The sequence below is a fragment of the Streptomyces sp. NPDC059957 genome (genome assembly GCF_042730015.1).
In the GTDB taxonomy this organism is placed as follows: Bacteria; Actinomycetota; Actinomycetes; order Streptomycetales; family Streptomycetaceae; genus Streptomyces.
On sequence record NZ_JBHWMB010000080.1, the window covers coordinates 1 to 25,612 of the forward strand.

At 71.9% G+C, this 25,612-nt stretch carries 24 protein-coding genes and 1 pseudogene; 13 read left to right on the forward strand and 12 right to left on the reverse strand.

Translation table 11 applies throughout. The features are described from left to right. The first annotated feature begins 29 nt into the window (after positions 1-29). Entirely contained in the window at positions 30-386 is a 357-nt protein-coding gene (locus tag ACFWBW_RS34975) for a cytidine deaminase (RefSeq protein ID WP_267753294.1), read from the forward strand. Between the two features lie 533 nt (positions 387-919). Here the strand turns inward: ACFWBW_RS34975 and ACFWBW_RS34980 are convergent. Continuing rightward, the gene (locus tag ACFWBW_RS34980) at positions 920-2,182 is read right to left on the reverse strand and encodes an MFS transporter (protein WP_385381627.1); all 1,263 of its coding nucleotides are present in this window, start codon (positions 2,180-2,182) and stop codon (positions 920-922) included. A 200-nt stretch (positions 2,183-2,382) separates the two neighbouring features. Here ACFWBW_RS34980 and ACFWBW_RS34985 point away from each other — a divergent pair, with 200 nt between their 5' ends. The 4 genes and pseudogenes from ACFWBW_RS34985 to era all read left to right on the forward strand — a co-directional run bounded on the left by ACFWBW_RS34985 (position 2,383) and on the right by era (position 7,403). Continuing rightward, positions 2,383-3,438 (forward strand): GlxA family transcriptional regulator, encoded by a 1,056-nt coding sequence (locus tag ACFWBW_RS34985; protein ID WP_385381547.1) that lies wholly within the window; start codon positions 2,383-2,385, stop codon positions 3,436-3,438. Between the two features lie 144 nt (positions 3,439-3,582). Continuing rightward, a complete protein-coding gene (locus ACFWBW_RS34990) occupies positions 3,583-5,034 on the forward strand; it encodes a beta-xylosidase (RefSeq protein WP_385381550.1) in 1,452 nt (483 codons plus the stop codon). A 515-nt stretch (positions 5,035-5,549) separates the two neighbouring features. After that, positions 5,550-5,948: pseudogene (locus tag ACFWBW_RS34995) on the forward strand (WxL protein peptidoglycan domain-containing protein); the annotation flags it as partial. 504 nt (positions 5,949-6,452) lie between these two features. Next, entirely contained in the window at positions 6,453-7,403 is a 951-nt protein-coding gene (gene era, locus ACFWBW_RS35000; protein ID WP_374213701.1) for a GTPase Era, read from the forward strand. Between the two features lie 107 nt (positions 7,404-7,510). Here era and ACFWBW_RS35005 read toward each other — a convergent pair whose 3' ends face one another. The 5 genes from ACFWBW_RS35005 to ACFWBW_RS35025 all read right to left on the reverse strand — a co-directional run bounded on the left by ACFWBW_RS35005 (position 7,511) and on the right by ACFWBW_RS35025 (position 11,226). After that, positions 7,511-8,203, reverse strand: coding sequence for a class I SAM-dependent methyltransferase (locus ACFWBW_RS35005; protein ID WP_385381553.1), 693 nt, complete (start codon positions 8,201-8,203; stop codon positions 7,511-7,513). Positions 8,204-8,311: 108 nt separating this feature from the next. Then, positions 8,312-8,962, reverse strand: a complete 651-nt coding sequence (locus tag ACFWBW_RS35010) for an SMI1/KNR4 family protein (protein WP_385381555.1) — start codon at positions 8,960-8,962, stop codon at positions 8,312-8,314. A gap of 8 nt (positions 8,963-8,970) precedes the next feature. Beyond that, positions 8,971-9,792, reverse strand: a complete 822-nt coding sequence (locus ACFWBW_RS35015) for a GNAT family N-acetyltransferase (RefSeq protein WP_385381558.1) — start codon at positions 9,790-9,792, stop codon at positions 8,971-8,973. Positions 9,793-9,834: 42 nt separating this feature from the next. Continuing rightward, positions 9,835-10,104, reverse strand: coding sequence for a protealysin inhibitor emfourin (locus tag ACFWBW_RS35020; RefSeq protein WP_385381561.1), 270 nt, complete (start codon positions 10,102-10,104; stop codon positions 9,835-9,837). Positions 10,105-10,170: 66 nt separating this feature from the next. After that, a complete protein-coding gene (locus tag ACFWBW_RS35025) occupies positions 10,171-11,226 on the reverse strand; it encodes a M4 family metallopeptidase (RefSeq protein WP_385381564.1) in 1,056 nt (351 codons plus the stop codon). Between the two features lie 376 nt (positions 11,227-11,602). On the opposite strand from ACFWBW_RS35025, the gene leuA reads away from it, so the two are divergent. Next, positions 11,603-13,366, forward strand: coding sequence for a 2-isopropylmalate synthase (gene leuA, locus ACFWBW_RS35030; protein WP_385381566.1), 1,764 nt, complete (start codon positions 11,603-11,605; stop codon positions 13,364-13,366). Between the two features lie 86 nt (positions 13,367-13,452). On the opposite strand, the gene ACFWBW_RS35035 is transcribed toward leuA, so the two are convergent. After that, positions 13,453-14,211, reverse strand: coding sequence for an SDR family NAD(P)-dependent oxidoreductase (locus ACFWBW_RS35035; RefSeq protein WP_385381569.1), 759 nt, complete (start codon positions 14,209-14,211; stop codon positions 13,453-13,455). Between the two features lie 208 nt (positions 14,212-14,419). Here ACFWBW_RS35035 and ACFWBW_RS35040 point away from each other — a divergent pair, with 208 nt between their 5' ends. After that, on the forward strand, positions 14,420-15,115 hold the full coding sequence (locus ACFWBW_RS35040) for a TerB family tellurite resistance protein (RefSeq protein ID WP_385381572.1): 696 nt from the start codon (positions 14,420-14,422) through the stop codon (positions 15,113-15,115). A gap of 73 nt (positions 15,116-15,188) precedes the next feature. Here the strand turns inward: ACFWBW_RS35040 and ACFWBW_RS35045 are convergent, their stop codons facing one another. Continuing rightward, positions 15,189-15,899 carry an alpha/beta fold hydrolase gene (locus tag ACFWBW_RS35045; protein WP_385381574.1) on the reverse strand — a complete coding sequence of 237 codons (711 nt, stop codon included), beginning with the start codon at positions 15,897-15,899 and terminating at the stop codon, positions 15,189-15,191. A gap of 56 nt (positions 15,900-15,955) precedes the next feature. Between ACFWBW_RS35045 and ACFWBW_RS35050 the strand changes: the two genes are divergently transcribed. The 5 genes from ACFWBW_RS35050 to ACFWBW_RS35070 all read left to right on the forward strand — a co-directional run bounded on the left by ACFWBW_RS35050 (position 15,956) and on the right by ACFWBW_RS35070 (position 20,809). Continuing rightward, positions 15,956-16,504 carry a TetR/AcrR family transcriptional regulator gene (locus ACFWBW_RS35050; RefSeq protein ID WP_385381577.1) on the forward strand — a complete coding sequence of 183 codons (549 nt, stop codon included), beginning with the start codon at positions 15,956-15,958 and terminating at the stop codon, positions 16,502-16,504. Between the two features lie 501 nt (positions 16,505-17,005). Next, the gene (locus ACFWBW_RS35055) at positions 17,006-18,532 is read left to right on the forward strand and encodes a nucleobase:cation symporter-2 family protein (protein WP_385381580.1); all 1,527 of its coding nucleotides are present in this window, start codon (positions 17,006-17,008) and stop codon (positions 18,530-18,532) included. A gap of 135 nt (positions 18,533-18,667) precedes the next feature. Then, the gene (recO, locus tag ACFWBW_RS35060) at positions 18,668-19,414 is read left to right on the forward strand and encodes a DNA repair protein RecO (RefSeq protein WP_385381583.1); all 747 of its coding nucleotides are present in this window, start codon (positions 18,668-18,670) and stop codon (positions 19,412-19,414) included. An 11-nt stretch (positions 19,415-19,425) separates the two neighbouring features. Next, positions 19,426-20,250 carry an isoprenyl transferase gene (locus ACFWBW_RS35065; protein WP_385381586.1) on the forward strand — a complete coding sequence of 275 codons (825 nt, stop codon included), beginning with the start codon at positions 19,426-19,428 and terminating at the stop codon, positions 20,248-20,250. A gap of 22 nt (positions 20,251-20,272) precedes the next feature. Continuing rightward, positions 20,273-20,809 carry a YcxB family protein gene (locus ACFWBW_RS35070; RefSeq protein ID WP_385381589.1) on the forward strand — a complete coding sequence of 179 codons (537 nt, stop codon included), beginning with the start codon at positions 20,273-20,275 and terminating at the stop codon, positions 20,807-20,809. Here the strand turns inward: ACFWBW_RS35070 and ACFWBW_RS35075 are convergent. The 4 genes from ACFWBW_RS35075 to ACFWBW_RS35090 are packed head-to-tail and all read right to left on the reverse strand — an operon-like array spanning position 20,806 to position 24,006. After that, complete coding sequence (locus ACFWBW_RS35075) at positions 20,806-21,237, reverse strand: transcriptional repressor (RefSeq protein WP_327252681.1); 432 nt, start codon at positions 21,235-21,237, stop codon at positions 20,806-20,808. The two genes, ACFWBW_RS35070 and ACFWBW_RS35075, sit on opposite strands and share 4 nt — an antisense overlap. Before the next feature lie 59 nt (positions 21,238-21,296). Beyond that, a complete protein-coding gene (locus tag ACFWBW_RS35080) occupies positions 21,297-22,163 on the reverse strand; it encodes a metal ABC transporter permease (protein WP_385381592.1) in 867 nt (288 codons plus the stop codon). After that, positions 22,163-22,954 carry a metal ABC transporter ATP-binding protein gene (locus tag ACFWBW_RS35085; RefSeq protein WP_385381596.1) on the reverse strand — a complete coding sequence of 264 codons (792 nt, stop codon included), beginning with the start codon at positions 22,952-22,954 and terminating at the stop codon, positions 22,163-22,165. Before ACFWBW_RS35085 ends, ACFWBW_RS35080 begins: the two co-directional genes overlap by 1 nt. A 35-nt stretch (positions 22,955-22,989) precedes the next feature. Next, positions 22,990-24,006 carry a metal ABC transporter substrate-binding protein gene (locus ACFWBW_RS35090; RefSeq protein WP_385381599.1) on the reverse strand — a complete coding sequence of 339 codons (1,017 nt, stop codon included), beginning with the start codon at positions 24,004-24,006 and terminating at the stop codon, positions 22,990-22,992. 156 nt (positions 24,007-24,162) lie between these two features. Here ACFWBW_RS35090 and ACFWBW_RS35095 point away from each other — a divergent pair, with 156 nt between their 5' ends. Continuing rightward, positions 24,163-25,545 carry a glycine--tRNA ligase gene (locus tag ACFWBW_RS35095; protein ID WP_385381602.1) on the forward strand — a complete coding sequence of 461 codons (1,383 nt, stop codon included), beginning with the start codon at positions 24,163-24,165 and terminating at the stop codon, positions 25,543-25,545. Positions 25,546-25,612 lie beyond the last annotated feature (67 nt).

Genomic DNA, 25,612 nt, shown 5'->3' on the forward strand with positions numbered 1-25,612 from the left:
CCGCCGACGCGCTCCATATGCTTCGGGCTATGACCGACAGCACCGGGATCGACCCCGAAGACACCAAGATCATCACGTTGGCGCGCAGCGCCCGGGCCCGCAACGGCGTGCCCGAGGGGGCGGCGGTCCGGGACGAGACCGGCCGTACGTACGTCGCCGGGACCGTGGCGCTGGACTCCCTGAAGCTGAGCGCGCTCCAGACGGCCGTCGCGATGGCCGTCGCCAGCGGGGCGCAGTCCCTGGAGGCCGCGGCCGTCGTCAGCGCGGCGCAGGCCCCCTCCGACGCCGACCGCGCGGCGGTCCGTGACCTCGGCGGCCCGGACACCCCGGTCCTCCTGGCGGGCCCGGACGGCACTCTGAAGTCGACGACTCCGGCAGGCGCCTGATCCGTGCGGGGTGCGGGGCCGCTCCTGCGGCCCGGCACGGCGGCCCCTTGCGGATCCGCCCTGCGGCTCAGGTGCGTAGGAGGGCCGCCGTTTCGGTGTGGCGCAGTGGGTCGCCCACTCGGCGGGTGTCATGTTCCGCCGGCACTGCAGCGGATCCGCGCCGTGTGCCAGCAGGACCCGGGCCGTTTCCGTACGTTCCTCGGCCCCGGTCCGGCCTAGGGCCGTGCCCGCGTGCCGGTTCGGCCGGTCGGGGCCGGAGCCGACGGCCACCAGGTGCAGCACGGTGCCGATGTGGCCCCGCGTGGCCGCCTGGACCAGCGGCAGTTCCTCCCCGTAGGGGCCGGTGGCCTGCTCGGGGCCCGCGCCGCGAGCGGCAGGCGCACCGCGCGTCCACGGGTACGCGCCGTCGGAGCAAGCTGGGCCAGGGTCGCCTCTCGCCCGCCTCCGCAGCCCGCACCAGGGCTTCCGCGTCCTCTGCCGTCCCACCCGTGTCGCCCACGGGCACATCCTGGCAACCGGGGCCAGGCATGCGCTCAGGCCGCGACGGCCCCGGCAGGGGTCCGGCGGCGGATGACCATGGCCATCAGGGCGGCCATCGCGCACAGGGCTCCCGAGGCGTACCAGACGGGGTCGTACGAGCCGAAGGCGTCGCGGGCCAGGCCGCCGAGGAAGGCCACCAACGCCGCGCCGATCTGGTGCGATGCCAGGACCCAGCCGAAGACGATGGCGCCGTCCTCGCCGTAGTGCTCGCGGCACAGGGCGATCGTCGGCGGGACCGTCGCGACCCAGTCCAGGCCGTAGAAGACGATGAAGAAGATCATCGGCGGGTGCACGGTCGGGGCCAGCAGCATCGGGAGGAAGAGCAGCGAGATCCCGCGCAGGGCGTAGTAGACGGCGAGGAGGCGGCGCGATTCGAAGCGGTCCGTCAGCCAGCCGGAGAACACCGTGCCGATCACGTCGAACACGCCGATCACGGCGAGGAGCCCGGCCGCCGCCGTCACCGGCATGCCGTGGTCGTGGGCCGATGGGACGAAGTGGGTCTTCACCAGGCCGTTGGTCGAGGCCCCGCAGATCGCGAAGGTGCCCGCCAGCAGCCAGAAGGGGCCGGTGCGGGCCGCCTTGAGCAGTACGCTCACGGCCCGGCGGGCGGCGCCGGGGACGGGTGCGGGCTTGGGCGTGTACGCGCCTCCGTACGGGGTGGTCCCGATGTCCGCCGGGTGGTCGCGCAGCAGCAGCCAGACGAAGGGCACGACGGCCAGGGCCGCCAGCGAGACGGTGACGGCCGCCGGGCGCCAGCCGTGGTTCTCGACCAGCCAGGCCAGCAGCGGCAGGAAGACCAGCTGGCCGGAGGCCCCGGCGGCGGTCAGGATGCCGGTGACCAGGCCGCGCCGGGCGGTGAACCAGCGGTTGGTCACCGTCGCGGCGAAGGCCAGGGCCATCGAGCCGCTGCCCAGCCCGACCAGGACGCCCCAGTACAGGATCAGTTGCCAGGAGCTGGTCATCCACACCGTGGCCAGCGAGCCGCCCGCTATGACGGTCAGTGCGAGGGCGACGACCCGGCGGATGCCGAAGCGGTCCATCAGCGCGGCAGCGAACGGGGCCGTGATCCCGTACAGCGCGAGGTTCACGGAGACGGCGAGGCCGATCGTGCCGCGCGACCAGTCGAACTCCTCGTGCAGCGGCTCGATGAGCAGGCCGGGGAGCGAGGCGAAGCCGGCGGCGCCGATGATCGTCACGAAGGCGACGGCGGCGACGAACCAGGCGCGGTGGATGCGGTGCCGAGGCCGGGGTGGCACGGGCGCGTCGGCGGGGGAGTCGGCGGGGGAGTCGGTGGCGGCGCCGACGGGGGCGCCGACGAGTACGCCGGTCCCGGAGGCGGGCGTCGGCTCGGGGGAGGGGCCGGGGCCCGGGTCTGTCTGCGTCACATCGACAGTTTCCGGCCGCCGGGGACCCGTACGACAGTGGCCTGACCGACACCCTTCGCTATGATCGGGCCATGGAGACTCGCGTGCACCGTGTCCACCGTGTCGTCGTACTCGCCCTCCCGGGCCTGCTGCCCTTCGAGCTCGGGATCCCGCACCGGATCTTCGGGCGGGCGAAGGATCCCGTCGGCGGGCGGCCGCTGTACGAGATCCTCACCTGCGGGCTCGCCCCCGGCCGGGTCCCCACGGACGCCGACTTCGCCGTCCACGTCGAGCACGGCCCCGAACTGCTCGCCACGGCCGACACGGTGGTGGTCCCCGCCTCCTACGAGCTGGGCCCGGTGTACGACGAGGGCCGGCTCACCCCCGAACTGGCCGCGGGCCTTGCGCACATCAGGCCCGGCACCCGGCTCGTCTCCATCTGCACCGGCGGCTACGTCCTGGCCGCCGCGGGACACCTCGACGGCCGCCGGGCCACCACCCACTGGTCCTCCGCCGCTCACTTCCAGCAGACCTTCCCGGCCGTTCTGGTCGACCCGGACGTGCTCTACACCGACGACGGGGACGTGCTCACCTCCGCCGGAGTCGCCGCCGGGATCGACCTGTGCCTGCACATCGTGCGCCGCGACCACGGCGCGGCCGTCGCCAACCAGACCGCCCGGTACACCGTCGTGCCGCCGCACCGCGAGGGCGGGCAGGCGCAGTTCATCGACCGCCCGGTGCCCGAGCCGCAGCGGGCGAGCACCACCGCGGCCCGCGCCTGGGTTCTGGACCGGCTGCACGAACCGCTGCGGCTGACCGACCTGGCCCGGCAGGAGGCGATGTCGGTACGGACCTTCACGCGCAGGTTCCGCGAGGAGTCCGGGCTCAGCCCGGGCGAATGGATCACCGGGCAGCGGGTGGAGCGGGCCCGGGCGCTGCTGGAGGAGACCGACCTGCCGATGGAACACGTGGCCCGGGAGGCGGGCTTCGGCACCGCGCAGTCGTTGCGCAAACACGTCCAGGCGGCGCTCGGCGTGAGCCCGACGGCCTACCGGCGGACCTTCAGGGAAGCCGCACCGGGCACCGCATCCGGTGCCACCCTGCCATCTCCTGATGGGACATCAGTTGTTGCCGGGTCCGTGCATTGACTTATCCCCCCGCCCGCTCGTGAATGGCCCCCTGGCGGGGTACGGGAACCCAGGGGGCGGTCAGTGCGGACTTCGGCGCGAAGCACGGCGCGAGCGACGGCGCGGACAACCGCGCGGCACAGAGGGTGGTCGGCGGCCGTCGGCATGGCGGTCCTGGCCGCCGCGACCGGGGGAGCGCTGAGCGCGCCCGCCGCCGCGGAGGGGGAGACGCCTTCCGGGCAGGTCGAGTTCCCCACGCACTGCCTGCCGCCGCAGGAAGCCGGACTGCCGCCGGCCGACGGGCCCACCACCGCCCGGGTCACCGTCGACGACCTCACGCCGCGCGTGGGCGACACCGTCACCGTCACCTACCAGGTCGTCCGGACCCCCGCCGTGAACCCGCTCTCCGTCGGCCTGCCCGCCGACGTCCTCACCCCGACCGGGCGGATCGTGCTCGGGGGCGTGCAGCAGGGCGAGGTCACGGTCGTCGGGGCCAAGCGCAACGAGCCCGTCGAGGCGGGCGGGGCGCTGCCCGCCGTCACCATGACCGGCACCTTCACCGTCACCGCCCCCGGCGAGATCACCCTGGCCCCGGGCGGCTACACCCTGCACACCGGCCACCTGCTCGAACTGGACACCGTCTGCGCCGCCGCCCCCGGGAGCGTGCCGCCCGGACCGGACCCCACGCCGTCCGCACGGCCCTCCGCGTCCGTCTCTGGGTCCGCGCCCGCCGCGCCGTCGCCGGAGTCCCCGTCTGCGTCTGCGTCTGCTTCCACGATCACGTCGCCGTCCCCTTCCCCGTCCACGCTGCCGTTGCCCTCCGGGGCGCCGGTCGCGCAGCGGATCACGGCGAGCCCGCTGCCGACGGCCAACCTGCGCGCCGTCGCGCTCGGTACGGCAGCGGGAGTCCCGGGGGCCGGGGTCAAGGTCACCGGAGCCGGCTTCGTCCCCGGCGCGGAGGTCACCGTGGCCGGCCGGGCGGGTACGGCGGAGACCGCCGACCGGGTCACGGCGAAGGCCGACGAGCTCGGCGTGGTCCTCGCGGAGCTGCCGGTCACGGACCGGGCGACCACCGCCGTCGTGGCGTACGAGGGCGACACCTGGACTCCGGAGCGGGGCTCCGGCCCGTCCGCGTACACGGTGATCGCCGCCGCCCCGCTGCCGCCGGGGAGCCAGACGGTGACGGCGGTCGTGGAACCGGGGGAGCTCGGCATGACCCAGGAGGGCGACGCCGTGACCCTGGCCGCGGTCCCGTACGGGGACGGCGGAGCGGCGGCCGGCCGGATCGGCACCGTCACCGTGAAGGACGCCCGCGGCGGGCCGGCCGGATGGTCCCTGATCGGCAAGGTCACCGATTTCACCGGCTCCGGCGGGGTCCGCATCCCGGGCGCCTCCCTGAGCTGGACCCCGGCGTGCGCGGCGGCGCCCGGCAGCCCCAGCGCGTGTACGCCGGGCAGTGCGGGCACCGTCGGGCCGGACGGCGCGGTCCTGGCCTCCACCGGTGACGCCGCGCTCGTCGGCGGCACCTTCACCGTCGACGCGGCCGTCACCCTCCAGGTGCCCCCGTACACCCCGCCGGGCGCCTACACGGCGGTGCTGACGCTGACGTTGTCGTGACCCGGCCCGGTCTCGGAGCCGCCTCTGTGCCGCTGCGCGGGGCAAAGTCCCCGCAGCGACTCTTGCCGCTGCGCGGGGCGGAGTCCCCGCAGCGACTCTTGCCGCTGCGCGGGGCGGAGTCCCCGCAGCGACTCTTGCCGCTGCGCGGGGCAAAGTCCCCGCAGCGACTCTTGCCGCTGCGCGGGGCAAAGTCCCCGCAGCGACCCTTGCCGCTGCGCGGGGCAAAGTCCCCGCAGCGACCCTCGCCGCTGCGCGGGGCAAAATCCCCTACCCGCCCTTCGCCCGTTCCCCGGGCGCTGCCCGGACCCCGAACCCCCTGGGGCTCCGCCCCAGGCCCCGCGCCTCAAACGCCGGCGGGGCTGGATTTTGGCCGGCGTCGGACTGCCCGCAGGGGAACGGCGCCGCGCGCGGGATCGGGTCCGGGGCGGAGCTCCGGGGAACGGGGGAAGGGCGGGGCGGGGAGCGGAACCCTCCGGGGCCGCCCCACGCGGGCACGGCAGCGTCGGGCCGGGGCGATGGTCGCCGCTGTGATCCTCGGGCTCGGCGTCCTTCTGCTCGGCGGATCCGGACCCGCCGCGGCCGCCGACAACGGGCAGTGGTCCGTCCTGCCCGCCGCCAACAAGCTCGGGCAGCGCCCGTACTTCTACCTCGCCGCCGCCCCCGGCCAGGCCGTCACCGACTCCGTCACCATCGCCAACCGCACCGACCGGCCGCGCACCTTCCGCCTCTACGCCGCCGACGCCTACAACACCGCCCGCGACGGCGGCTTCGCCCTGCGCGGGCCCGAGGAGCCGCGCACCGCCACGGGCGCCTGGACGGCGCTGGCCCGGGACCGGATCACGGTCCCGGCGAAGACCGCGGTCGACGTCGGCTTCACCCTCACCGTCCCCGACCGGGCGGAGCCCGGGGACCACCCCGGAGCCGTCGTCGCCCTGGAGGACCGGCCGGCCGACAGCGCCGTGCGCGGCATAGGCGTGCAGCAGGCCGTCGCCGCCCGCCTCTACCTCCGGGTCAGCGGCCCCACCGCCCCCGCCCTGGCCGTCGAGGACCTCCGCACCGACCGTCGCGGCGCCGCCGGCGCGGAGATCTCGTACACGCTCCACAACCTCGGCAACGTCACCCTGCGCCCCCGCGCCACCCTGACCGCCTCCGGGGCCCTCGGCCGGGCCCTCCTCTCCCGCCCCCTCCCCGGCCTGCCCGCCGAGCTGCTGCCCGGGCAGCGGGTCCGGCTCACCGCGCGCTGGGCGGACCCGCCCGCCCTGGAATGGGCCGAGATCGCGGTGGTGGCGCGGGCCGACGGCACGGCCGCCCGGGCCACCGCCGAACACGCCGCACACCCCGCCCTGAACGGCCTGCTGGCGGCCGCTCTGGCCCTCGTGGCGGCGGCCTGGTCGGCGCTGGGAGCCGCATCGGGGAGAATGGCCCGTATGAGCGATCGTTCCCCCGAGACCACCAGCCCGCACCGTGCGGGCTTCGCATGCTTCGTCGGCCGTCCCAACGCGGGGAAGTCGACCCTGACCAACGCGCTCGTGGGTACCAAGGTCGCGATCACCTCCAACCGGCCGCAGACCACCCGCCACACGGTCCGCGGCATCGTGCACCGCCCCGACGCCCAGCTCGTCCTGGTAGACACGCCCGGCCTCCACAAGCCGCGCACGCTGCTCGGCGAGCGGCTGAACGACGTCGTGCGCGCGACCTGGTCCGAAGTCGACGTGATCGGCTTCTGCCTGCCCGCGGACCAGAAGCTCGGCCCCGGTGACAAGTTCATCGTCAAGGAGCTCGCGGGGATCAAGAAGACCCCCAAGATCGCCATCATCACCAAGACCGACCTCGTCGAGTCGAAGGTGGTGGGCGAGCAGCTCATCGCGGTGCACCAGCTCGCGGAGGAGCTGGGCTTCGAATGGGCCGAGATCGTCCCCGTCTCGGCGGTCGGCGACACCCAGGTCCAGCTGCTGGCGGACCTGATCGCGCCGATGCTGCCGAAGAGCCCGCCGCTGTACCCGGAGGGCGACCTCACCGACGAGCCCGAGATGGTCATGGTCGCGGAGCTGATCCGCGAGGCCGCGCTGGAAGGCGTACGGGACGAGCTCCCGCACTCCATCGCCGTGGTCGTCGAGGAGATGATCCCCCGGGAGAACCGCCCGGCGGACCGTCCGCTCCTGGACATCCACGCCAACCTCTACATCGAGCGGCCGAGCCAGAAGGGCATCATCATCGGCCCGAAGGGCGCCCGCCTGAAGGAGGTCGGGATGAAGTCGCGCAAGCACATCGAGGCGCTGCTCGGCACCCCGGTCTTCCTCGACCTGCACGTGAAGGTCGCCAAGGACTGGCAGCGCGACCCCAAGCAGCTCCGCAAGCTGGGCTTCTGATTTTCCACACGCCCCTCGCACCGGTCGGCCCTTGCGGGCCTCCCGGGCTTCGGGGCGCTGCGACGGACTCCGTCCGTCGGCGGCCCCGCTGATCCGGTGCGCAGGGGTCAGTGGAGCCTCCGCACCTTCACCGCGTTGTCCGTACGGGTCCCGGGCCGGCCGTCAGGCCGGCTCTGGGCCCGTACGTGTTCCTCCGCCAGCAGGACCTCCCAGGCGCCGGCCTCCAGTTCCAGCTGGGCGAGGACATCGTCCGGGGTCGGGAAGTCCACCTCCGGGCGGTCCTCCTGCCAGGACGCCCAGCCCGCGTGGCCGACGACGAGCAGGATCCCGCCGGGGGCCACGGCCGCGGCGGCCCGGCGCAGGACGCGGTCGCGCGGGAACTCCCCGAAGGTGTGCAGGAAGCACGCGGAGACCAGGTCGTACTCGCCCGCCGGGAAGGACTCCGCGAGGTCGTGTCGCTCCCACGCGGTGCGGTCCGCGACCCCGGCCTCGGCGGCGTGGGCCGCCGCCCGCTCCAGGGCGACCCCGGAGATGTCCGTCCCGGTGACGTACCAGCCCTGCCGCGCGAGCCACACGGCGTCGCCGCCCTCGCCGCAGCCGAGGTCCAGGGCCCGGCCGGGAGCGAGCGGGGTGGCCTCCCGGGCCAGCACGGCATTGGCGTCGCCGCTCCAGATCCTTTCGTTCTCGCGGTAGCGGGAGTCCCAGAACTCCTCGCCCGCGAAGTTACCCTCGAAGTCACCCTCGAAGTCGCTCTCGGGGGAGTGCGGGGAGCGGGCGGCGTGGTCGTGCGCGTGTGCCATGGAGGCCTCTTTCCGGTCGGTACGGGTACGGGTGCCCCGCGCCTGCGATGCTCCGCCCGGACCGCGGCCCGGGCCAAGCGGCCTTGCCGTTCCCGCAAAACAACGGGCTCAGAGTTGCGCGGGACGCCCCCAGTCCGGCGGCAGCAGGTCCGACAGGTCGCCCAGGCCGAGCTCCCGCCACTGTCCGAAGGTCAGCGGGGGCGCGCCGCCGGGGTGGTCGAGCGACAGCGGCACGATCAGCCCGCACGTGGCCCGGCCGTCCCACCAGACCGTCCCGGCCAGCGGCCCGGTGAGCGCGAGCAGTGTGGAGAAGCCGCAGCCGTTGTCCCGCAGAACCACGGAGCCGGCCGTCTTGCGGTCCTCGAACTCGTCTCCCTCGGCCTCGTTCCAGGCTTGCCGGGCCGCCCGGAGCGCGGCCCCGTCGGCGAAGTCCTGCTCGCGCGGAAAGCGGTCCCACAGCTCCGCGTCCGCCTCGACGTAGGAATCGGGGTGCGGGAAGGGAACGGGCAGCAGGTCCCGCCTCGTGTCCGTGTTCCCCGCCCACCACCAACCGGCCGGGCCCCGCTCCAGCCGGTGCAGCGGGCCGCCCGCGCTCACGTCGAGGAGGTACGAGCGGTACGCGGGCGGGAAGCCGATGCCGAGCTCCGCCTCCGCCTGGGCCACCTCGGCGCCGGTCAGCGGCGGGTGCACCGGCGGCGCCGGCGCGGCGGGCCACTGCGACTCAGGGCCCCGCAGCCGCGTCAGGATGCGGCCCGCCATCCGGCCGATCACAGCGGCCGGTCCGCGATCAGGGCCGTGCCCGCGGAGCGGAAGCCGAGACGGGCGTAGAGGCGGGCCACGTCCTCGTCGCCCGCGGACAGGAAGACCGTGCGGGCTCCGCGGGCCAGGGCGTCGGCGACCAGGGCCGCCGTGACCGCGAGGGCCAGGCCCTGGCGGCGGGCCGAGGGGAGCGTGCCGACACCGACGACCTCGGCGACGTCGCCGACCGGGACGTACTGGCCGGAGCAGAGGACCACGCCGTCGCGTACGGCCGCGGCCAGGGCGGTGCGGCCCGACTCGATCATCCCCGCGACCCGGAGCCGGCGGCCCTCCGATGCAGGGTCCTGCTCCGCGACCGCGAGCTCGGCGGGGCCCGCCTCGCCCACCGCCGTGCCCGGAGCGGCGAAGGCCAGCATCGGCACGGTCACCGCCGGGCGCAGCAGCGGGTCGGCGGCGCCGAAGACGCGTACGTCCGGATGCGCGGGGAGCCGTACCGCCGAGGGGTCGAGCACCATCAGCGGATGCGCGTGCACGGTCAGCCCGGCGGCCTCCGCGGCGGCCCGCAGGGAGGGGGTGGTTTCGGCCACCCACTCGAAGGCCTCGGGGACCTTCAGCTCCCGCTGCCGGGCCAGCACCCGCTCGACGTCGGCCACGCGGACGCCATCGGCCGAGGCGGCGCCGAGCGCGGGCCGCGCGTAGTACGGCCAGCCGTCGCTCTCCTGGACGAACAGGGTCAGCGGGCCGAAGTCCTCGGCCCGCGCACCGCCGGCCCGGGGCGCCGCGTCGTAGTAGCGCTCGAGTTCGGGCAGGCAATCGGAAGGCGTGATCATCCGGCCATCCAATCAAGCGGACCCCAGGTCGGGCACCTTCTTTCAGGCGCCTTCCTTGAGGACGCGGGAGATCAGCGAGCGCTGCGCCTCCGAGAGGTTCGGGTCCTGGCAGAGCACCATCCGCCCGTCCACGGTGATCCGGTACGAGAAACCGTCCCGGACCCGGTCCGCCGGATGCCCCGGCGGGGCGGGCCGCAGGGCCAGCTGCGCCAGCGCCTGCCACTCGTCCTCGTCGGGCAGGCCCGAGGTGTCCACCTCGCCCCGCCGTTCGATCCCCGCGAAGCCGCCCGTCCGCACCACCTGAATCCGCATGACCGCCCTTCTACCCGACGCCTTCCACCCCACGCCTTGCGCCCCGCTCATTCCGCTCCGCGCCTGCTACGCCAGGCCGACCGTCGACCACGCCTTCTGCAGCGCCTGGTGCTCCGCACCGCCGTCGCCGTACCGGGTGACGGCGGCGGCGGTCGTCAGGGCCGCGAACCGGGCGAAGTCCGCCTTCGGGCCCAGCTCCCCGCCGGTCAGGGTGTCGTACCAGATCCGTCCGGCCCGCTCCCAGGCCTTGCCGCCGAGCTCGGTCGCCACGAGGTAGAAGGCGTGGTTGGGGATGCCGGAGTTGATGTGCACCCCGCCGTTGTCGCGGGAGGTGCGGACGTAGTCGTCCATCGTCGCGGGCTGCGGGTCCTTGCCGAGCTCGTCGTCCTCGTACGCGGTCCCGGGCGCCTTCATCGACCGCAGGGCGAAGCCGCTGTCCACCGAGGGCCCGAGCAGCCCGGCGCCGATCAGCCAGTCGGCTTCCTCGGCCGTCTGGTCCAGGGAGTGCTGCTTGATGAGGGAGCCGAAGACATCGGACACGGACTCGTTGAGCGCGCCGGACTGGCCGTAGTACTCCAGGTCGGCGGTGTGCTGGGTGACCCCGTGGGTCAGCTCGTGTCCGATGACGTCCACGGACACGGTGAAGTCGAGGAAGAGGTCCCCGTCACCGTCGCCGAAGACCATCTGGCTGCCGTCCCAGAAGGCGTTGTTGTACAGCCGGTCGTAGTGGACGGTGGCGTCCAGCGGCAGCCCGGCGTCGTCGATGGAGTGGCGGCCGAAGCCCTTGAAGAAGAGCTCGAAGGTGGCCCCGAGCCCGGCGTAGGCACGGTTGACGCTGGCGTCCTGGCCGGCGTCCTCGCCCTCGCCGCGGACCTTCTTCCCCGGCAGCCGGGTCTGGTGCTGCGCGTCGTAGATGGTCCGCTCGGGGGTCTCGGACGGAGTCTCCCCGGCGGGCGGGAGCACCGCCATCAGCCGGCGCACCCGGTGGGAGGCGTCCAGCTCGAGGGTCCGCCGCGCGGCGGCGGCCCGGGCGGGGTCTTCGGACCGGGCGATCTTGTCCAGGAGGTGCGGCGGCACCACGGTGCAGAAGACGGGGTGGCGGGGGGCGAAGAAGGCATCCATGCCCGGCAATGTGGCAGCGGGTGACTCGCATGTCACTAGGTGCAACCATGATTCATTCGGTCGCCTGAAAGCGTTCGCGGCGCATTGACGGATCAACCGGACATCGGGCCGGTCGGGCAATACGCAAAGAGACTTAGCTAACAAAGGGTGCAAAACGGACCCTCGGGTCTTGCATACTGAAACAGCCCCCGCAATACGGGGCGGCTCGGTTAGGCTCGGCCCATCATGCGTTTCGGGCTGCTCCTCCTTAGCTGCCGCGGCGAGGGCCTGTAGTCGTAGGCCGACCCCCTCCCCGCGGAGTTTGGTGTTGCGGTTTTGCGACCGTCCGTCGGCCGTCCCAGCGAACTACACGCGGACACGCGAGGAGCCCTACGCCATGAGCCAGCACACTTTTGTCGGTCGCCCCACGCCCATCACGAACGCGACCCACACCCAGAAGCCCTCCGGGATGCCCATCCACAAGTACGGCTCGTACGAGCAGGTGGACATCCCCGACCGCACCTGGCCCGAGGCCCGCGTCACCAAGGCGCCCCGCTGGCTCTCCACGGACCTGCGCGACGGCAACCAGTCGCTGATCGACCCGATGACCCCCGCCCGCAAGCGCGAGATGTTCGACCTGCTGGTGCGCATGGGCTACAAGGAGATCGAGGTCGGCTTCCCGTCCTCCGGTGAGACCGACTTCAACTTCGTGCGCTCCATCATCGAAGAGGGCGCGATCCCGGACGACGTGACCATCTCCGTACTGACCCAGGCCCGCGAGGACCTGATCGAGCGGACCGTGGAGTCGCTGGTCGGCGCCAAGCGCGCCACCGTGCACCTGTACAACGCGACCGCGCCCACCTTCCGCCGGGTCGTCTTCCGCGGCTCCAAGGAACAGATCAAGCAGATCGCCGTCGACGGCACCCGCCTGGTCATGGAGTACGCCGACAAGCTGCTGGGCGCCGACACCGTCTTCGGCTACCAGTACAGCCCGGAGATCTTCACCGACACCGAGCTGGACTTCGCCCTGGAGGTCTGCGAGGCCGTCTGCGACGTCTGGCAGCCGTCCGAGGGCCGCGAGATCATCCTGAACCTGCCCGCCACCGTGGAGCGCTCCACGCCCTCCACCCACGCGGACCGCTTCGAGTGGATGGCCCGCAACCTGACCCGCCGCGCGCACATCTGCATCTCCGTGCACCCGCACAACGACCGCGGCACCGCCGTGGCGGCCGCCGAGCTGGCCCTGATGGCCGGCGCCGACCGCATCGAGGGCTGCCTGTTCGGGCAGGGCGAGCGCACCGGCAACGTCGACCTGATCACGCTGGGCATGAACCTGTTCTCGCAGGGCATCGACCCGCAGATCGACTTCTCGCAGATCGACGAGATCCGTCGCACCAGCGAGTACTGCAACCAGATGGAAGTACACCCGCGCCACCCCTACGCGGGCGACCTCGTCTACACCGCCTTCTCCGGCTCCCACCAGGACGCCATCAAGAAGGGCTTCGACGCCATGGAGGCCGACGCGGCCGCCAAGGGCGTCACCGTCGACGACATCGAGTGGGCGGTCCCGTACCTGCCGATCGACCCGAAGGACGTCGGCCGCTCCTACGAGGCGGTCATCCGGGTCAACTCGCAGTCCGGCAAGGGCGGCATCGCCTACGTCCTGAAGAACGACCACAAGCTGGACCTGCCGCGCCGCATGCAGATCGAGTTCTCGCGGATCATCCAGGCCAAGACCGACTCCGAGGGCGGAGAGGTCACCCCGGCCGCGATCTGGAACGTCTTCCAGGACGAGTACCTGCCCAACCCCGAGAACCCGTGGGGCCGCATCCAGCTGCGCTCCGGCTCGACCGCCACCGACAAGGACGGCACCGACACGCTGACCGTCGAGGCGGTCGTGGACGGCGTCGAGGCCGTGCTGAACGGCACCGGCAACGGCCCGATCTCGGCCTTCTTCGACGCGCTGGCCGCCATCGGCATCGACGCCCGCCTGCTGGACTACACCGAGCACACGATGAGCGAGGGAGCTTCCGCCGTCGCCGCCTCGTACATCGAGTGCGCGATCGACGGCCGCGTCCTGTGGGGCATCGGCATCGACGCGAACACCACCCGCGCCTCCCTGAAGGCGGTCATCTCCGCCGTCAACCGCGCGGGCCGCTGAACCCGTTCGGACAGGGTCCCTTCGGACCAGACCCCGCCCCGCCCCTCCCGTCCGGAGGGGCGGAGTTCCGCCGTTTCCGGGGGGCTTCAGCGCGCCAGGTAGCCGCCGTCCACCGGCAGGACGACCCCGGTCACGAACGAGGCCGCGTCGGAGGCCAGGAAGGCGATGACGCGGGCGACCTCCTCCGGTTCGCCGAGCCGGCCCATCGGGTGGGCCGCCGTGACCTCCTCGAGGTACTCCGGCCCGCCCGGCTCGTCCGTCAGCGCCAGCACCCGCTCCGTACGGATGGTTCCGGGGGCCACCGCGTTGACCCGGATGCCCCGCGCCGCCCACTCCACCGCCAGGTGCTTGGTCAGCCCCGAGGCCACGAACTTCGCCGGTCCGTACGCGGCCTGCCGGGCCTGCCCCGCCACCCCGGAGATCGAGGACACGCAGACCAGCGCCCCGCCGGGATCCGGCTGGGCGGTCATGGCCTCGATGGCGTACTTGCAGGTCAGGAACATGCCCCGGCCGTCGATCGCCATGACGCGGTCCCAGTCCTCGGGGCTGGTCTCCCGTACATCCGAAAGGGGGAGCACTCCGGCGTTCGCCACGGCGACGTCGAGCCGCCCGTACGCGCCGACGGCGGCCTCCACCATCGCGCGGTTGGCCCCGGGATCGGACACGTCGCCCGTCACCAGGGTGACCTCGCGCCCCTCACCGGCCAGCTGTGCGCGCAAGGCGTTCAGGCCGGGGCCGTTGACGTCGGACGCGGTCACCCGGGCCCCGGAGCGGGCCAGCAGCAGGGCCGTGGCCCGGCCGATGCCGCTCGCGGCGCCGGTCACCAGACAAGACTTCTCGTTCATGCGGCCGAGCGTAGGGAAGCCGGCGGCGGCCGTGGGGCACGGGCGCGCAGGTGGGACCCGGTGCGGTGCCCGGTGCGGGCAGGGGCGCAGATCGGCCAAGTACGGCGGCGGGACGATGTTGTCTTGTCACACGACTGACGCAGCCTCACCGATGTGGCTAACATCACGCCAACCCGGCGATGTTGCCGGAAGGTTACGGAGGTGCGACGTGCTGCCAGTTCGGGGTGGGGACGGCCGGAAGCTGACGGTCTGGGGTATCCGCACCACCTGGAGCACCGTGGGTGACGGGGAGTTCTTCTGCCCCGACTGCGGTGGCGACCGCAACTACCGCCGGCGCACGGGGCGCCGCCGGTTCACCGTCCTCGGTGTGCCGCTGCTGCCCCGCGGGCAGGCGGGTCCCGTCGTCGAGTGCCAGGGCTGCCGCGAGCGGTTCGGCACCGAGGTCCTGGACCACCTCACCACCACCCGCTTCTCCACGCTGCTGCGCGACGCCGTGCACACCGTGATCCTGGCCGTGCTGGCCGCCGGCGGGACGGCCTCGCGCAGCGCGCTGGAGGCCGCCGCGGGCGCCGTACGGTCCGCCGGGTTCCAGGACTGCTCCGAGGAGCAGCTGGAGTCCCTCGTCGACGGGCTGGCGGCCGAGGAGGGCCGGCTCGGGCTCTACGACGGCCCCGACTGCTTCGGCGCCGCGCTCTCGATCGAGCTGCACGAGGCCCTGGAGCCGCTGGCCCCGCACCTGGCCGGCCCGGGCCGCGAATCGATCCTGCTGCAGGGTGCGCGCGTCGCGCTGGCGGACGGCCCGTACATCCCCGCGGAGCGCGAGGTGCTGGCGACCGTGGGCGCGGCGCTGCGGATCGACGCGGACGAGGTCGCGCGGCTGCTGTCGGCGGTCCGGGCGCCGTAGGGGCCCCGGACCGGTCGCGTACGGGACCCCCGTCAGGGCCTGCCGCCAGACTCCCGGCAGGCTCTGACGGGGCTCAGGCGGTGCCCCGCGCCACCGGGGCGGGGTGCGCCGCGATGAAGCGGCGCAGGGCCGCGCACAGCCCCTGGGGGTTGTCGAAGGGGATCAGCGTGCGGGCGTCCGGGACCTCCTCGTACGTGCCGTACGGAAGCAGTTCGGCGAGCCGGCGCCCGGTCCGCGGCGGCATCATCCGGTCCTCCGCGCCCCAGAGGACGAGGGCGGGACGGTCGAAGGAGCGCAGCCGCTCGGCGGCCTGGACGTAGGTGTCCTTGCGGGTGGCGTGCAGGAACGCGGCGAGGTCGCGGCGGATGGCCGGGTCGGTGAGCAGCGGGCCGTACCAGCGCAGGACCAGATCGTGCGGGATCGGCCGCTTGGCCATGCCGCCGAGGGAGGTCCGCATCCCGGCGAGGAAGGGCGAGCGGAAGGACCGCAGGAGCAGGTGGAGCGCTCCGGGGATCTTGCTCGCGGTGTGCAGGGCCTTGCCCTGGAGGCCCGGCGGGTAGTTGTCGAGGGCCTCGCAGGAGGCGAGGACGAGGCGTGCGATCCGTTTGTCGTTCACGCCCACGAGGAGCTGGGCGATGCCGGCGTCGTTCTGGACGAGGGTGACCTCGCGCAGGTCGAGGCGGTCGAGGAACTCGGCGAGGAGGCCCGCGACCCCGTGGGCGGAGAGGTCGGCGCCGGGGTCCATGGCGAGGCGGTGGCCGCCGATGGGCAGGACCGCGAGCACGCATTCTGGGCGCGGCCACCGAGCTCTTCCGCCGCCAGGGGTACGCCGCCACGGGCATGAAGCAGATCGTGGCGACGGCGCAGGCGCCCTACGGGTCCGCCTACCACTTCTTCCCCGGAGGCAAGGCGCAGCTGGGGGAAGAGGTCCTGCGGACCTCCGGTGCGACCTATCTCGCGCTGATCGGCGAGCTTTTCGGGCCGGGCGCCGGCCATCACGACGACCCCGTCCTGGCGACGCGGGACGCCTTCACGGGCGCGGCCGTGACGCTGGAGGAGCTCGACTTCGCCGACCCCTGCCCCGTCGCCACCGTCGCGCTGGAGGTGGCGAGCACCCACGAGGGGCTGCGGCTGACCACCTCCGAGATCTTCACTTCCTGGACCGACGCGCTGGCCGCGTACTACGCCGGCCACGGCATCGCGGCCGCGCACGACACCGCGGGCTCGGTGCTCGCGCTGCTGGAAGGCGCCTTCATGCTGGGCCGCGCCCACCGCCGTACGGATCCGGTGCTCGCCGCGGCGACGGCGGCGCAGGCGATCGTTTCTGCCGCGCTGGCGGTTTCAGCCGCGGCCGCGTCTCACGGTGTGGTCGGAAACGGCACAATCTGAGATAACGATCGGGCCTCGTACCCCCGATCCGGAGATCCTTCCGCGTGCCGTGAACCGCGGAGGCGTGCCATCCGTACGGGGTGTTTCCACCAGGTGGACGGACGGAGCGGAGCCTTCTTCTTTGCGTGGCCGAACGGCCCGCGGGGCATTAACCCGCACGTCAGCGCGTACGGCCTTCGCGTTCGCGCAGCGAGAAGCGGCGATTTAGCGAAGCGTTGGCCATAGTCGACGCCGGGGGTCTTCACCACTGGAGAAATCTCCAGATCCTGCACGCCGCCCGGTCAACATTTTGTAGAAGTCGACGATATCTGTGAGCGGCCCCACAGGCGTTCAATTCCGGTCACACGAGGAGACGCTGCCGGTAACACCGCGGCGCTTCGATTCACGTGGACGCAACGACAACCCTGACGGATCAACGGGCTAACGACCCACTTCGCCAGGGACTACCAGCTTCCTATTGCTTCCTCTCAGTTACCTACCTCATTGAAGGGCAAGGCAGAGATGGCACGTGTCGCCGCACCGCTTTCCGCCACCGGAAAGCAGAGCACGCACCCGGTCGACGAGGTGCTCCCCCTCCCCAAGCTCGCGCTGTACGGCTTCCAGCACGTACTCGCGTTCTACGCCGGTGCGGTGATCGTTCCGATCATCGTCGGTGGTGCCCTCGGGCTCTCCGCCGAGCAGCTGGTCTACCTGATCAATGCCGACCTCCTCACCTGCGGTATCGCCTCGATCATCCAGGCGTGGGGCATCGGCAGGATCGGAGCGCGGCTGCCCCTGATCCAGGGCGTCACCTTCACCGCGGTGTCCCCGATGATCGCCATAGGTCTCGGAGCGGGCGGCGGGACGGCGGGCCTCCTCGTCATCTACGGCGCGGTCATCACGGCCGGCATCGCCACCTTCGCCTTCGCCTGGCTGCCTCCCAAGGCCTTCCGTGTGATCATGCGGCTCTTCCCGCCGGTCGTCACCGGCACGGTGATCACCGTCCTCGGCATCGTGCTGATCCCGGTCGGACTGAACGACGCCGCGGGCGGCCTCGGCAGCCCCGACTTCGGTGACCCGAAGCACTTCGCCTACGCCGGCGGCACGATGCTCTTCATCCTCATCCTGATGAAGCTCGGCCGGCCCTTCCTCAACAGCATCTCCATCCTGCTCGGCCTGGTCGGCGGCACCGCCGTCGCCTTCCTGCTCGGCGACGCCAAGTTCGGCAACGTGAGCAACTCGGACTGGATCGGCATCACCACGCCGTTCTACTACGGTGCCCCGAAGTTCGAGTGGTTCCCGATCGTCCTGATGCTCATCGTCATGCTGATCACCATGGTCGAGACCACCGGCGACACCTACGCCGTCGGCGACATCGTCGGCAAGGAGATCGACAGCGAGACCGTGGCCCGCGCCCTGCGTGCCGACGGAGCCGCGACCGCCCTCGGCGGTGTCCTCAACTCCTTCCCGTACGTGGCCTTCGCGGAGAACGTCGGCCTGGTCCGCATGACCAAGGTCAAGAGCCGCTTCGTCGTGGTCGCCGCGGGTGTCTTCATGATCGTGCTGGGCCTGCTCCCCAAGGCCGCCGCGATCGTCGCCGCGGTCCCGCACGGAGTGCTCGGCGGCGCCGCGACCGTGATGTTCGCGATGGTCGCCCTGGCGGGCATCCAGACCCTGGCCAAGGTCGACCTCAAGGAGGAGAAGAACGCGCTCATCGTGGGTGTCTCCCTGGCCTTCGCGCTGCTCCCCGCCACCGTCCCGGTCCTCTTCAAGGACCACATGGACGCGGACCTCTCCTCGCTCCTCAACAGCGGTGTGACGCTCGGTGCCACGGCCGCCATCGTCCTGAACCTGATCTTCAACGGTCTGGGCAAGGACGATGCGCACGGCGCCCCGCATGCCGAGGCCCCGAAGGTCGACGCTCCGCAGGCCGACGCTCCGAAGGCCGACGCGTCGAAGGACGCCGCCGCAGCGCCGGACGACGAGCCCACGGCAGCCATCCCGGCCCAGTCGGGCGAGGGCGAGCCCGCCCCGGCGCCGACCGCCTGATCCTCCCAAGGGGTGTCCCCCGCCGGGCCTCGCGCCCGGCGGGGGTCGCTGCCGTTCCGGGGGAGTCCGCCTCGTCGGGGAGTCCGTCCTGTCGGGGAGTCGGCCCTGTCGGTGGGGTACAGGACAATGGGCTCCATGAGTCTGTTCCGCGACGACGGCATCGTGCTGCGCACCCAGAAGCTGGGTGAGGCGGACCGCATCATCACGCTCCTGACCCGGGGCCACGGCCGGGTCCGGGCCGTCGCCCGGGGCGTGCGGCGCACCAAGTCCAAGTTCGGCGCCGGGCTGGAACCCTTCTCCCACGCCGACGTGCAGTTCTTCTCGCGCGGCGGCGAACTGATCGGCCGCAGCCTGCCGCTCTGCACGCAGACCCAGATCATCGCCCCGTACGGCAACGGCATCGTCACCGACTACGCCCGCTACACCGCCGGCACCGCGATGCTGGAGACCGCCGAGCGGTTCACCGACCACGAGGGCGAGCCCGCCGTACAGCAGTACCTGCTGCTCGTCGGCGCCCTGCGCACCCTCTCGCGCGGCGAACACGCCCCGAACCTCATCCTCGACGCCTTCCTGCTGCGCTCCCTCGCCGTCAACGGCTACGCGCCCAGCTTCGACGACTGCGCGAAGTGCGGACTCCACGGACCCAACCGGCACTTCTCCGTCGCCGCGGGCGGGGTCATATGCGGCGACTGCCGCGTTCCCGGCAGCGTCGTACCCTCGTCGGAGGCCATCGCCCTGCTCAGCGCACTGCTGACGGGCGACTGGGGGCATGCCGACGCGTGCGAGGCGCGTCACGTGCGGGAGGGAAGCGGGCTGGTTTCCGCCTACTTGCACTGGCATCTGGAGCGCGGGCTACGCTCCCTTCGATACGTCGAGAAATAGGAGCTGGGCACATGGCACGACGCGGGATTCTGGGGCGCTCTCGCCGCGAGTACAAGGTTCCCGAGCCGCACATCTCCGGTGAGCGCCCGCCGAAGATCCCCGGTGAGCTCGTCCCGAACCACGTCGCGATCGTCATGGACGGCAACGGCCGCTGGGCCAAGGAGCGCGGGCTGCCGCGCACCGAGGGCCACAAGGTGGGCGAGGGCGTCGTGCTCGACGTGCTCAAGGGCTGCCTGGAGATGGGTGTCAAGAACCTCTCCCTGTACGCCTTCTCGACGGAGAACTGGAAGCGCTCGCCCGACGAGGTGCGCTTCCTCATGAACTTCAACCGCGACGTCATCCGCCGCCGCCGCGACGAGATGAACGAGCTGGGCATCCGCATCCGCTGGACCGGCCGCATGCCGAAGATGTGGAAGTCGGTCGTCCAGGAGCTCCAGGTCGCCCAGGAGCAGACCGTCGACAACGACGCGATGACCCTCTACTTCTGCGTCAACTACGGCGGCCGCGCCGAGATCGCGGACGCGGCGCAGGCCATCGCGCGCGATGTGGCGGCGGGGAAGCTGGACCCCTCGAAGGTCAACGAGAAGACCTTCGCGAAGTACATGTACTACCCGGACATGCCGGACGTGGACCTCTTCCTGCGCCCCAGCGGCGAACAGCGCACCTCCAACTACCTGCTCTGGCAGAGCGCGTACGCCGAGATGGTGTTCCAGGACGTCCTGTGGCCCGACTTCGACCGCCGCAACCTCTGGCAGGCCTGCTACGAGTACGCCCAGCGCGACCGCCGCTTCGGCGGCGCCGTCCCGAACCAGGGTGAGCCGGGCACCTCTGCCTGAGCCTCGTCTACGCTCCTGTGTCATGAACACGGGTGGGGATCAGGCACAGCAGACGGAACAGGTCGTACTCGCGTACCGGCCGACGCTCGCGGACGTTCAGGGGGCCGTCCGGGCCCGCGCCCGGCGGACGGGAGCGGGCCGGGCGGAGACGGCCGCCATCCCGCTGATGACGGCCGTCCTCGTGACGGCGTTCGGCCTGGTCCGCGGCGTCCTGCCGGTCGTCCTCGTGGGCGGCGCGGTGGTGTCGCTGGGCGTCGGGCTCATCGCTGCCCGGGTGGTCCGGCGCAGTATGGCCCGCCAGATCCACAGCGTCGTGGGGCAGTACGGACAGTGCCGCACGACGGCTGACGACCGGGGTGCCGTGACCACCGGGGAGACCATGTCCTTCTCGGCCGACTGGAAGCTCTTCCCGGGATACGTCGAGACGCCCGAGCTGTTCGTCCTCATCGGGGGCACGCGCGCGGCCGCCATCGGGGTGCTGCCGAAGCGGGGCGCCGAGCACCCCGGCGACGTCGACCGGCTGCGGGCGATCCTCGACCGGAATCTGAAGCGGCTCTAGGCCGCGGCCGCCGCGCAGTCGGAGCAGGTGCCGAAGATCTCCACCGTGTGGGCGACGTTCACGAAGCCGTGCTCCGCCGCGATCGCCTCCGCCCACTTCTCCACCGCCGGGCCCTCCACCTCGACGGCCTTGCCGCACTTGCGGCAGACCAGGTGGTGGTGATGGTCCCCGGTGGAGCAGCGGCGGTAGACGGACTCGCCGTCGCTGGTCCGCAGTACGTCCACCTCGCCGGCGTCCGCGAGGGACTGCAGGGTGCGGTAGACGGTGGTCAGGCCCACGGAATCACCGCGGTGCTTGAGCATGTCGTGGAGTTCCTGGGCACTGCGGAACTCGTCCACCTCGTCCAGCGCCGCCGCTACTGCGGCCCGCTGTCGGGTGGATCGTCCTCGTACTGGCGCGGTATTCATCTCGCCAGGCGCAGTCGCCACCGGTTCCTCCTCGTCTCGACCTCGGCCCATTGTGCCAGGCGGCCGACCGCCCGAGGTCGTCAGACCGTGACGTCGTCCCGCGTGCAGACTTCTTCGGCGGCCCGGGCGGCCCTGGCCCGGCGCCGGGCCAGGGGGGTGGACACCGCCGTCATCACCATGAAGACGGCGATGGCGAGCAGCACGATCGTGCCGCCGGACGGTGCGTCGATGTAGTAGGTGGCGGCCGTGCCGGAGAGCGAGACCAGCACGCCGATCACCATGGCCACCGTCAGGGTGGCGGTGAATCCGCGGGTGACGCGCTGGGCGGCCGCGACCGGGATCACCATCATGGCGCTGACCAGCAGCAGGCCGACGATGCGCATCGCGACGGTGACGGTGACGGCCGCGGTGACGGCCATCAGCAGGTTCAGGAACCGCACCGGCAGTCCGGTGACCCGGGCGAACTCCTCGTCCTGGCAGACCGCGAACAGCTGCCGGCGCAGGCCCAGGGTGACCGCTACGACGAACAGGGCGAGGATCACGACGGCGGTGACGTCCTCGGCCGAGACGGTGGTGATGGAGCCGAAGAGGTAGCTGGTCAGGTTGGCCGTCGAGCCGCCCGGAGCCAGGTTGATGATCATGACGCCGCCGGCCAGGCCACCGTAGAAGAGCATGGCCAGCGCGATGTCCCCGCTGGTCTTGCCGCGGGAGCGGATCAGCTCCATGCCGACCGCGCCGATGATCGCGACGAGGGTGGCCATCCACACGGGGCTCGTGTTGAGGAGGAAGCCGAGCGCGACGCCGGTCATGGCCACGTGCCCGATGCCGTCGCCCATGACGGCCTGGCGGCGCTGCACGAGGTACGTGCCGATCGCGGGGGCCGTGATGCCGACGAGGGCGGCGGCAATGAGGGCCCGCTGCATGAAGGCGTAGTCGAGGAGGTCCATCAGCTCAGCAGTCCCGTCCGGAGGGGCTCGGCGTCGTGCGCGGAGTGGGGGTGTACGTGGTCGTGGCCCGGCAGTGCGTGCTGCCCCAGGGCCTCCGGGGGCGGGCCGTCGTGCGTGACGCAGCCGTCGCGCAGGACGACGGCGCGGTCGATGAGCGGCTCCAGCGGGCCCAGCTCGTGCAGGACCAGCAGCACGGTGGTGCCGGCCGCGACCTGGCTGCGCAGGGCGTTCGCCAGGACCTCCTGGTTGGCCAGGTCCACGCCGGCCATCGGCTCGTCCATGATCAGCAGCTCCGGTTCGCCGGCGAGCGCGCGGGCGATGAGCACCCGCTGGTGCTGGCCGCCGGAGAGGGCGTTCACGGAGGCGTCGGCGTGGGAGCCCATGTCGACGAGGTTCAGCGCGCGCTCCACGGCGGCCTTGTCGGCCTTGCGCAGGAACCCGAAACGGGTGCGGGCGAGCCGGCCGGCCGAGACGACCTCGCGGACGGTGGCGGGTACCCCGCTGGCGGCGGTGGTGCGCTGGGGCACGTACCCGATGCGCGACCAGTCGCGGAAGCGCTTGAAGTCGGTGCCGAAGAGGGAGAGCGCGCCGTCGCTCAGCGGAACCTGGCCGACCACGGCGCGGACGGCCGTGGACTTGCCGGAGCCGTTGGCGCCGAGCAGGGCGACGACCTCGCCGCTGCGGACGGTGAGGTCGATGCCGCGCAGCACGGGGCGCGAGCCGAGCGAGGCCGTGGCCCCGCGCAGGGATATGACGGGCTGGTCCAGCGCCTGCTCGGGCTTGGACTCCATGGCTCGCGCCTCCGATGCCGCTACTGCTGTTGCCATTACTTGCTGCCGAGTGCCTTCTGGAGGTTCTTCAGGTTGGCCCGCATGACCTCGAAGTAGTCAGCGCCCTGGGACTTGTCCGTGATTCCCTCCAGGGGATCCAGGACGTCGGTCTTCAGGCCGGTGTCCGCCGCGAGGGTCTTGGCCGTCTTGTCGCTGGCCAGGGTCTCGAAGAACACCGTCGACACATTGTCCTGCTTCGCGAGGGTCTGCAGCTCCTTCATCCGGGCCGGGCTCGGCTCGGACTCGGGGTCGACGCCGGAGATGCCCTCCTGGTCGAGGCCGTAGCGCTCGGCGAGGTAGCCGAAGGCGGAGTGGGTGGTGATGAAGGTCTTGGAGGCCGTGTTCTTCAGGCCGTCCTTGAACTCGGTGTCGAGCGCGCCCAGTTTGGCGACGAGGTCGTCGGTGTTCTTCTTGTAGTCCGCCGCATGGTCGGGGTCGGACTTCTCCAGGGCCGCGCCGATGCCCTTGGCGATCTCCGCGTACTTGACCGGGTCGAGCCAGACGTGCGGGTCCTCGCCGGACTCGCCGTGGTTGTGGCCGTCGTCCTTGGCGTGCTCGTCGCCGTCGGTGTGCTCGTGGCCCTCTTCGCCGTGACCCGGCTCGCCGCCGTGCTCGTCGTGGCCCGAGGTGCCGTGCACCTCCAGCTTGGTGAGGGTGGCGGCGTCGACGATGTTCTTCACGCCGGACTGGGCGACGGCCTTGTCGACGGCGGGCTGCAGCGTCTTGAGGTAGAGGACGACATCGGCTTCGCCGAGCTGCGCGGTCTGCTTGGGGGTGATCTCCAGATCGTGCGGCTCGACCCCGGGCTTGGTGAGGGTCTCGACCTTCACGTGGTCCTTGCCGATCTGCTCGGCGAGGAACTGCATCGGATAGAACGACGCCATCACGTCGAGCTTGCCGTCCTTGGACCCGGCGGCTCCGGCCGTGCCCGAGCAGGCGGTGAGGGCCGTGGCGGCGAGGGCCACGGCTCCGGCGAGGGCGGCGGTGGGTATGAGGCGTCGTCGTACGTTCATGACATCCATTTTCATCAAAGATGGAAACGATTGTCAAAAACCCAGGTGAGGGGGGTGCGGAGGGCCCGTGGGAGGGGGTCCCGATTTGAAAGGGGGGGTGCGGGCGCCGGTAACCTTGAGGCTTCGCCGTTCGTCCTCGTAAATGAAGAGAGCACCGTGGCCGCCGACAAGATCGAAACCATCGTCAGCCTGAGCAAGCGCCGTGGCTTCGTTTTCCCGTGCAGTGACATTTACGGCGGCTCTCGGGCTGCCTGGGATTACGGTCCGCTCGGTGTCGAGCTCAAGGAGAACATCAAGCGCCAGTGGTGGAAGGCGATGGTCACCGGGCGTGAGGACATCGTCGGCCTCGACTCGTCCGTGATCCTGGCTCCCGAGGTCTGGGTGGCCTCCGGCCACGTCGGTACCTTCTCGGACCCGCTGACCGAGTGCACCTCCTGTCACAAGCGCCACCGCGCCGACCACCTGGAAGAGGCGTACGAGGCCAAGCACGGCCGCGTGCCCGCGAACGGTCTCGCGGACATCAACTGCCCCAACTGCGGCGTGAAGGGCCAGTTCACCGAGCCCAAGCAGTTCTCCGGCATGCTGGAGACCCACCTCGGCCCGACCCAGGACACCGGCTCCAAGGCGTACCTGCGCCCCGAGACCGCCCAGGGCATCTTCACCAACTTCGCCCACGTGATGACCACCTCGCGCAAGAAGCCCCCCTTCGGCATCGCGCAGATGGGCAAGTCCTTCCGCAACGAGATCACCCCCGGCAACTTCATCTTCCGCACCCGCGAGTTCGAGCAGATGGAGATGGAGTTCTTCGTCAAGCCGGGCGAGGACGAGCAGTGGCAGGAGTACTGGATGCAGGAGCGGTGGAACTGGTACCGCGACCTCGGCATCCGCGAGGAGAACATCCGCTGGTACGACCACCCGAAGGAGAAGCTGTCCCACTACTCGAAGCGCACCGCCGACATCGAGTACCGCTTCAACTTCGGTGGCAATGAGTTCTCCGAGCTCGAAGGCGTCGCCAACCGCACCGACTTCGACCTCAAGGCGCACTCCGCCGCCTCCGGCCAGGACCTGGTGTACTTCGACCAGGAGACCAAGGAGAAGTACACCCCGTACGTCATCGAGCCGGCGGCCGGCGTCAACCGCGCCATGCTCGCCTTCATGCTCGACGCGTACAACGAGGACGAGGCCCCCAACGCCAAGGGCGTCATGGAGAAGCGCACCGTGATGCGCCTCGACCCGCGCCTTGCCCCGGTCAAGGTCGCCGTCCTGCCGCTGTCCCGCAACGCGCAGCTGTCGCCGAAGGCCAAGGGCCTCGCCGCCGACCTGCGCAAGCACTGGAACATCGAGTTCGACGACGCGGGCGCCATCGGCCGCCGCTACCGCCGCCAGGACGAGATCGGTACGCCGTTCTGCGTCACCGTCGACTTCGACACCCTCGACGACAACGCGGTGACCGTGCGCGAGCGCGACACCATGAAGCAGGAGCGCGTCTCCCTGGACCAGATCCAGAGCTACCTCGGCAGCCGCCTGCTCGGCTGCTAGGTTCCGCCGCGGATGCGGCAGTGGGGGGGGGGGGGGGGGGTGGGCGTGGGGGGACACGCCTTAGGAC

Coding starts and splice junctions, on each gene's coding strand:
- ACFWBW_RS35055 (WP_385381580.1), top strand. CDS start 17,006: ATGGCACGTGTCGCCGCACCGCTTTCCGCCACCGGAAAGCAGAGCACG.
- ACFWBW_RS34990 (WP_385381550.1), top strand. CDS start 3,583: ATGGCGGTCCTGGCCGCCGCGACCGGGGGAGCGCTGAGCGCGCCCGCC.
- era (WP_374213701.1), top strand. CDS start 6,453: ATGGCCCGTATGAGCGATCGTTCCCCCGAGACCACCAGCCCGCACCGT.
- ACFWBW_RS35070 (WP_385381589.1), top strand. CDS start 20,273: ATGAACACGGGTGGGGATCAGGCACAGCAGACGGAACAGGTCGTACTC.
- ACFWBW_RS35005 (WP_385381553.1), bottom strand. CDS start 8,203: ATGGCACACGCGCACGACCACGCCGCCCGCTCCCCGCACTCCCCCGAG.
- ACFWBW_RS35010 (WP_385381555.1), bottom strand. CDS start 8,962: ATGGCGGGCCGCATCCTGACGCGGCTGCGGGGCCCTGAGTCGCAGTGG.
- ACFWBW_RS34985 (WP_385381547.1), top strand. CDS start 2,383: ATGGAGACTCGCGTGCACCGTGTCCACCGTGTCGTCGTACTCGCCCTC.
- ACFWBW_RS34975 (WP_267753294.1), top strand. CDS start 30: ATGACCGACAGCACCGGGATCGACCCCGAAGACACCAAGATCATCACG.
- ACFWBW_RS35090 (WP_385381599.1), bottom strand. CDS start 24,006: ATGAACGTACGACGACGCCTCATACCCACCGCCGCCCTCGCCGGAGCC.
- ACFWBW_RS35050 (WP_385381577.1), top strand. CDS start 15,956: ATGAAGCAGATCGTGGCGACGGCGCAGGCGCCCTACGGGTCCGCCTAC.
- ACFWBW_RS35035 (WP_385381569.1), bottom strand. CDS start 14,211: ATGAACGAGAAGTCTTGTCTGGTGACCGGCGCCGCGAGCGGCATCGGC.
- recO (WP_385381583.1), top strand. CDS start 18,668: ATGAGTCTGTTCCGCGACGACGGCATCGTGCTGCGCACCCAGAAGCTG.
- ACFWBW_RS35080 (WP_385381592.1), bottom strand. CDS start 22,163: ATGGACCTCCTCGACTACGCCTTCATGCAGCGGGCCCTCATTGCCGCC.
- ACFWBW_RS35085 (WP_385381596.1), bottom strand. CDS start 22,954: ATGGAGTCCAAGCCCGAGCAGGCGCTGGACCAGCCCGTCATATCCCTG.
- ACFWBW_RS35015 (WP_385381558.1), bottom strand. CDS start 9,792: ATGATCACGCCTTCCGATTGCCTGCCCGAACTCGAGCGCTACTACGAC.
- ACFWBW_RS35025 (WP_385381564.1), bottom strand. CDS start 11,226: ATGGATGCCTTCTTCGCCCCCCGCCACCCCGTCTTCTGCACCGTGGTG.
- ACFWBW_RS35065 (WP_385381586.1), top strand. CDS start 19,426: ATGGCACGACGCGGGATTCTGGGGCGCTCTCGCCGCGAGTACAAGGTT.
- ACFWBW_RS35020 (WP_385381561.1), bottom strand. CDS start 10,104: ATGCGGATTCAGGTGGTGCGGACGGGCGGCTTCGCGGGGATCGAACGG.
- leuA (WP_385381566.1), top strand. CDS start 11,603: ATGAGCCAGCACACTTTTGTCGGTCGCCCCACGCCCATCACGAACGCG.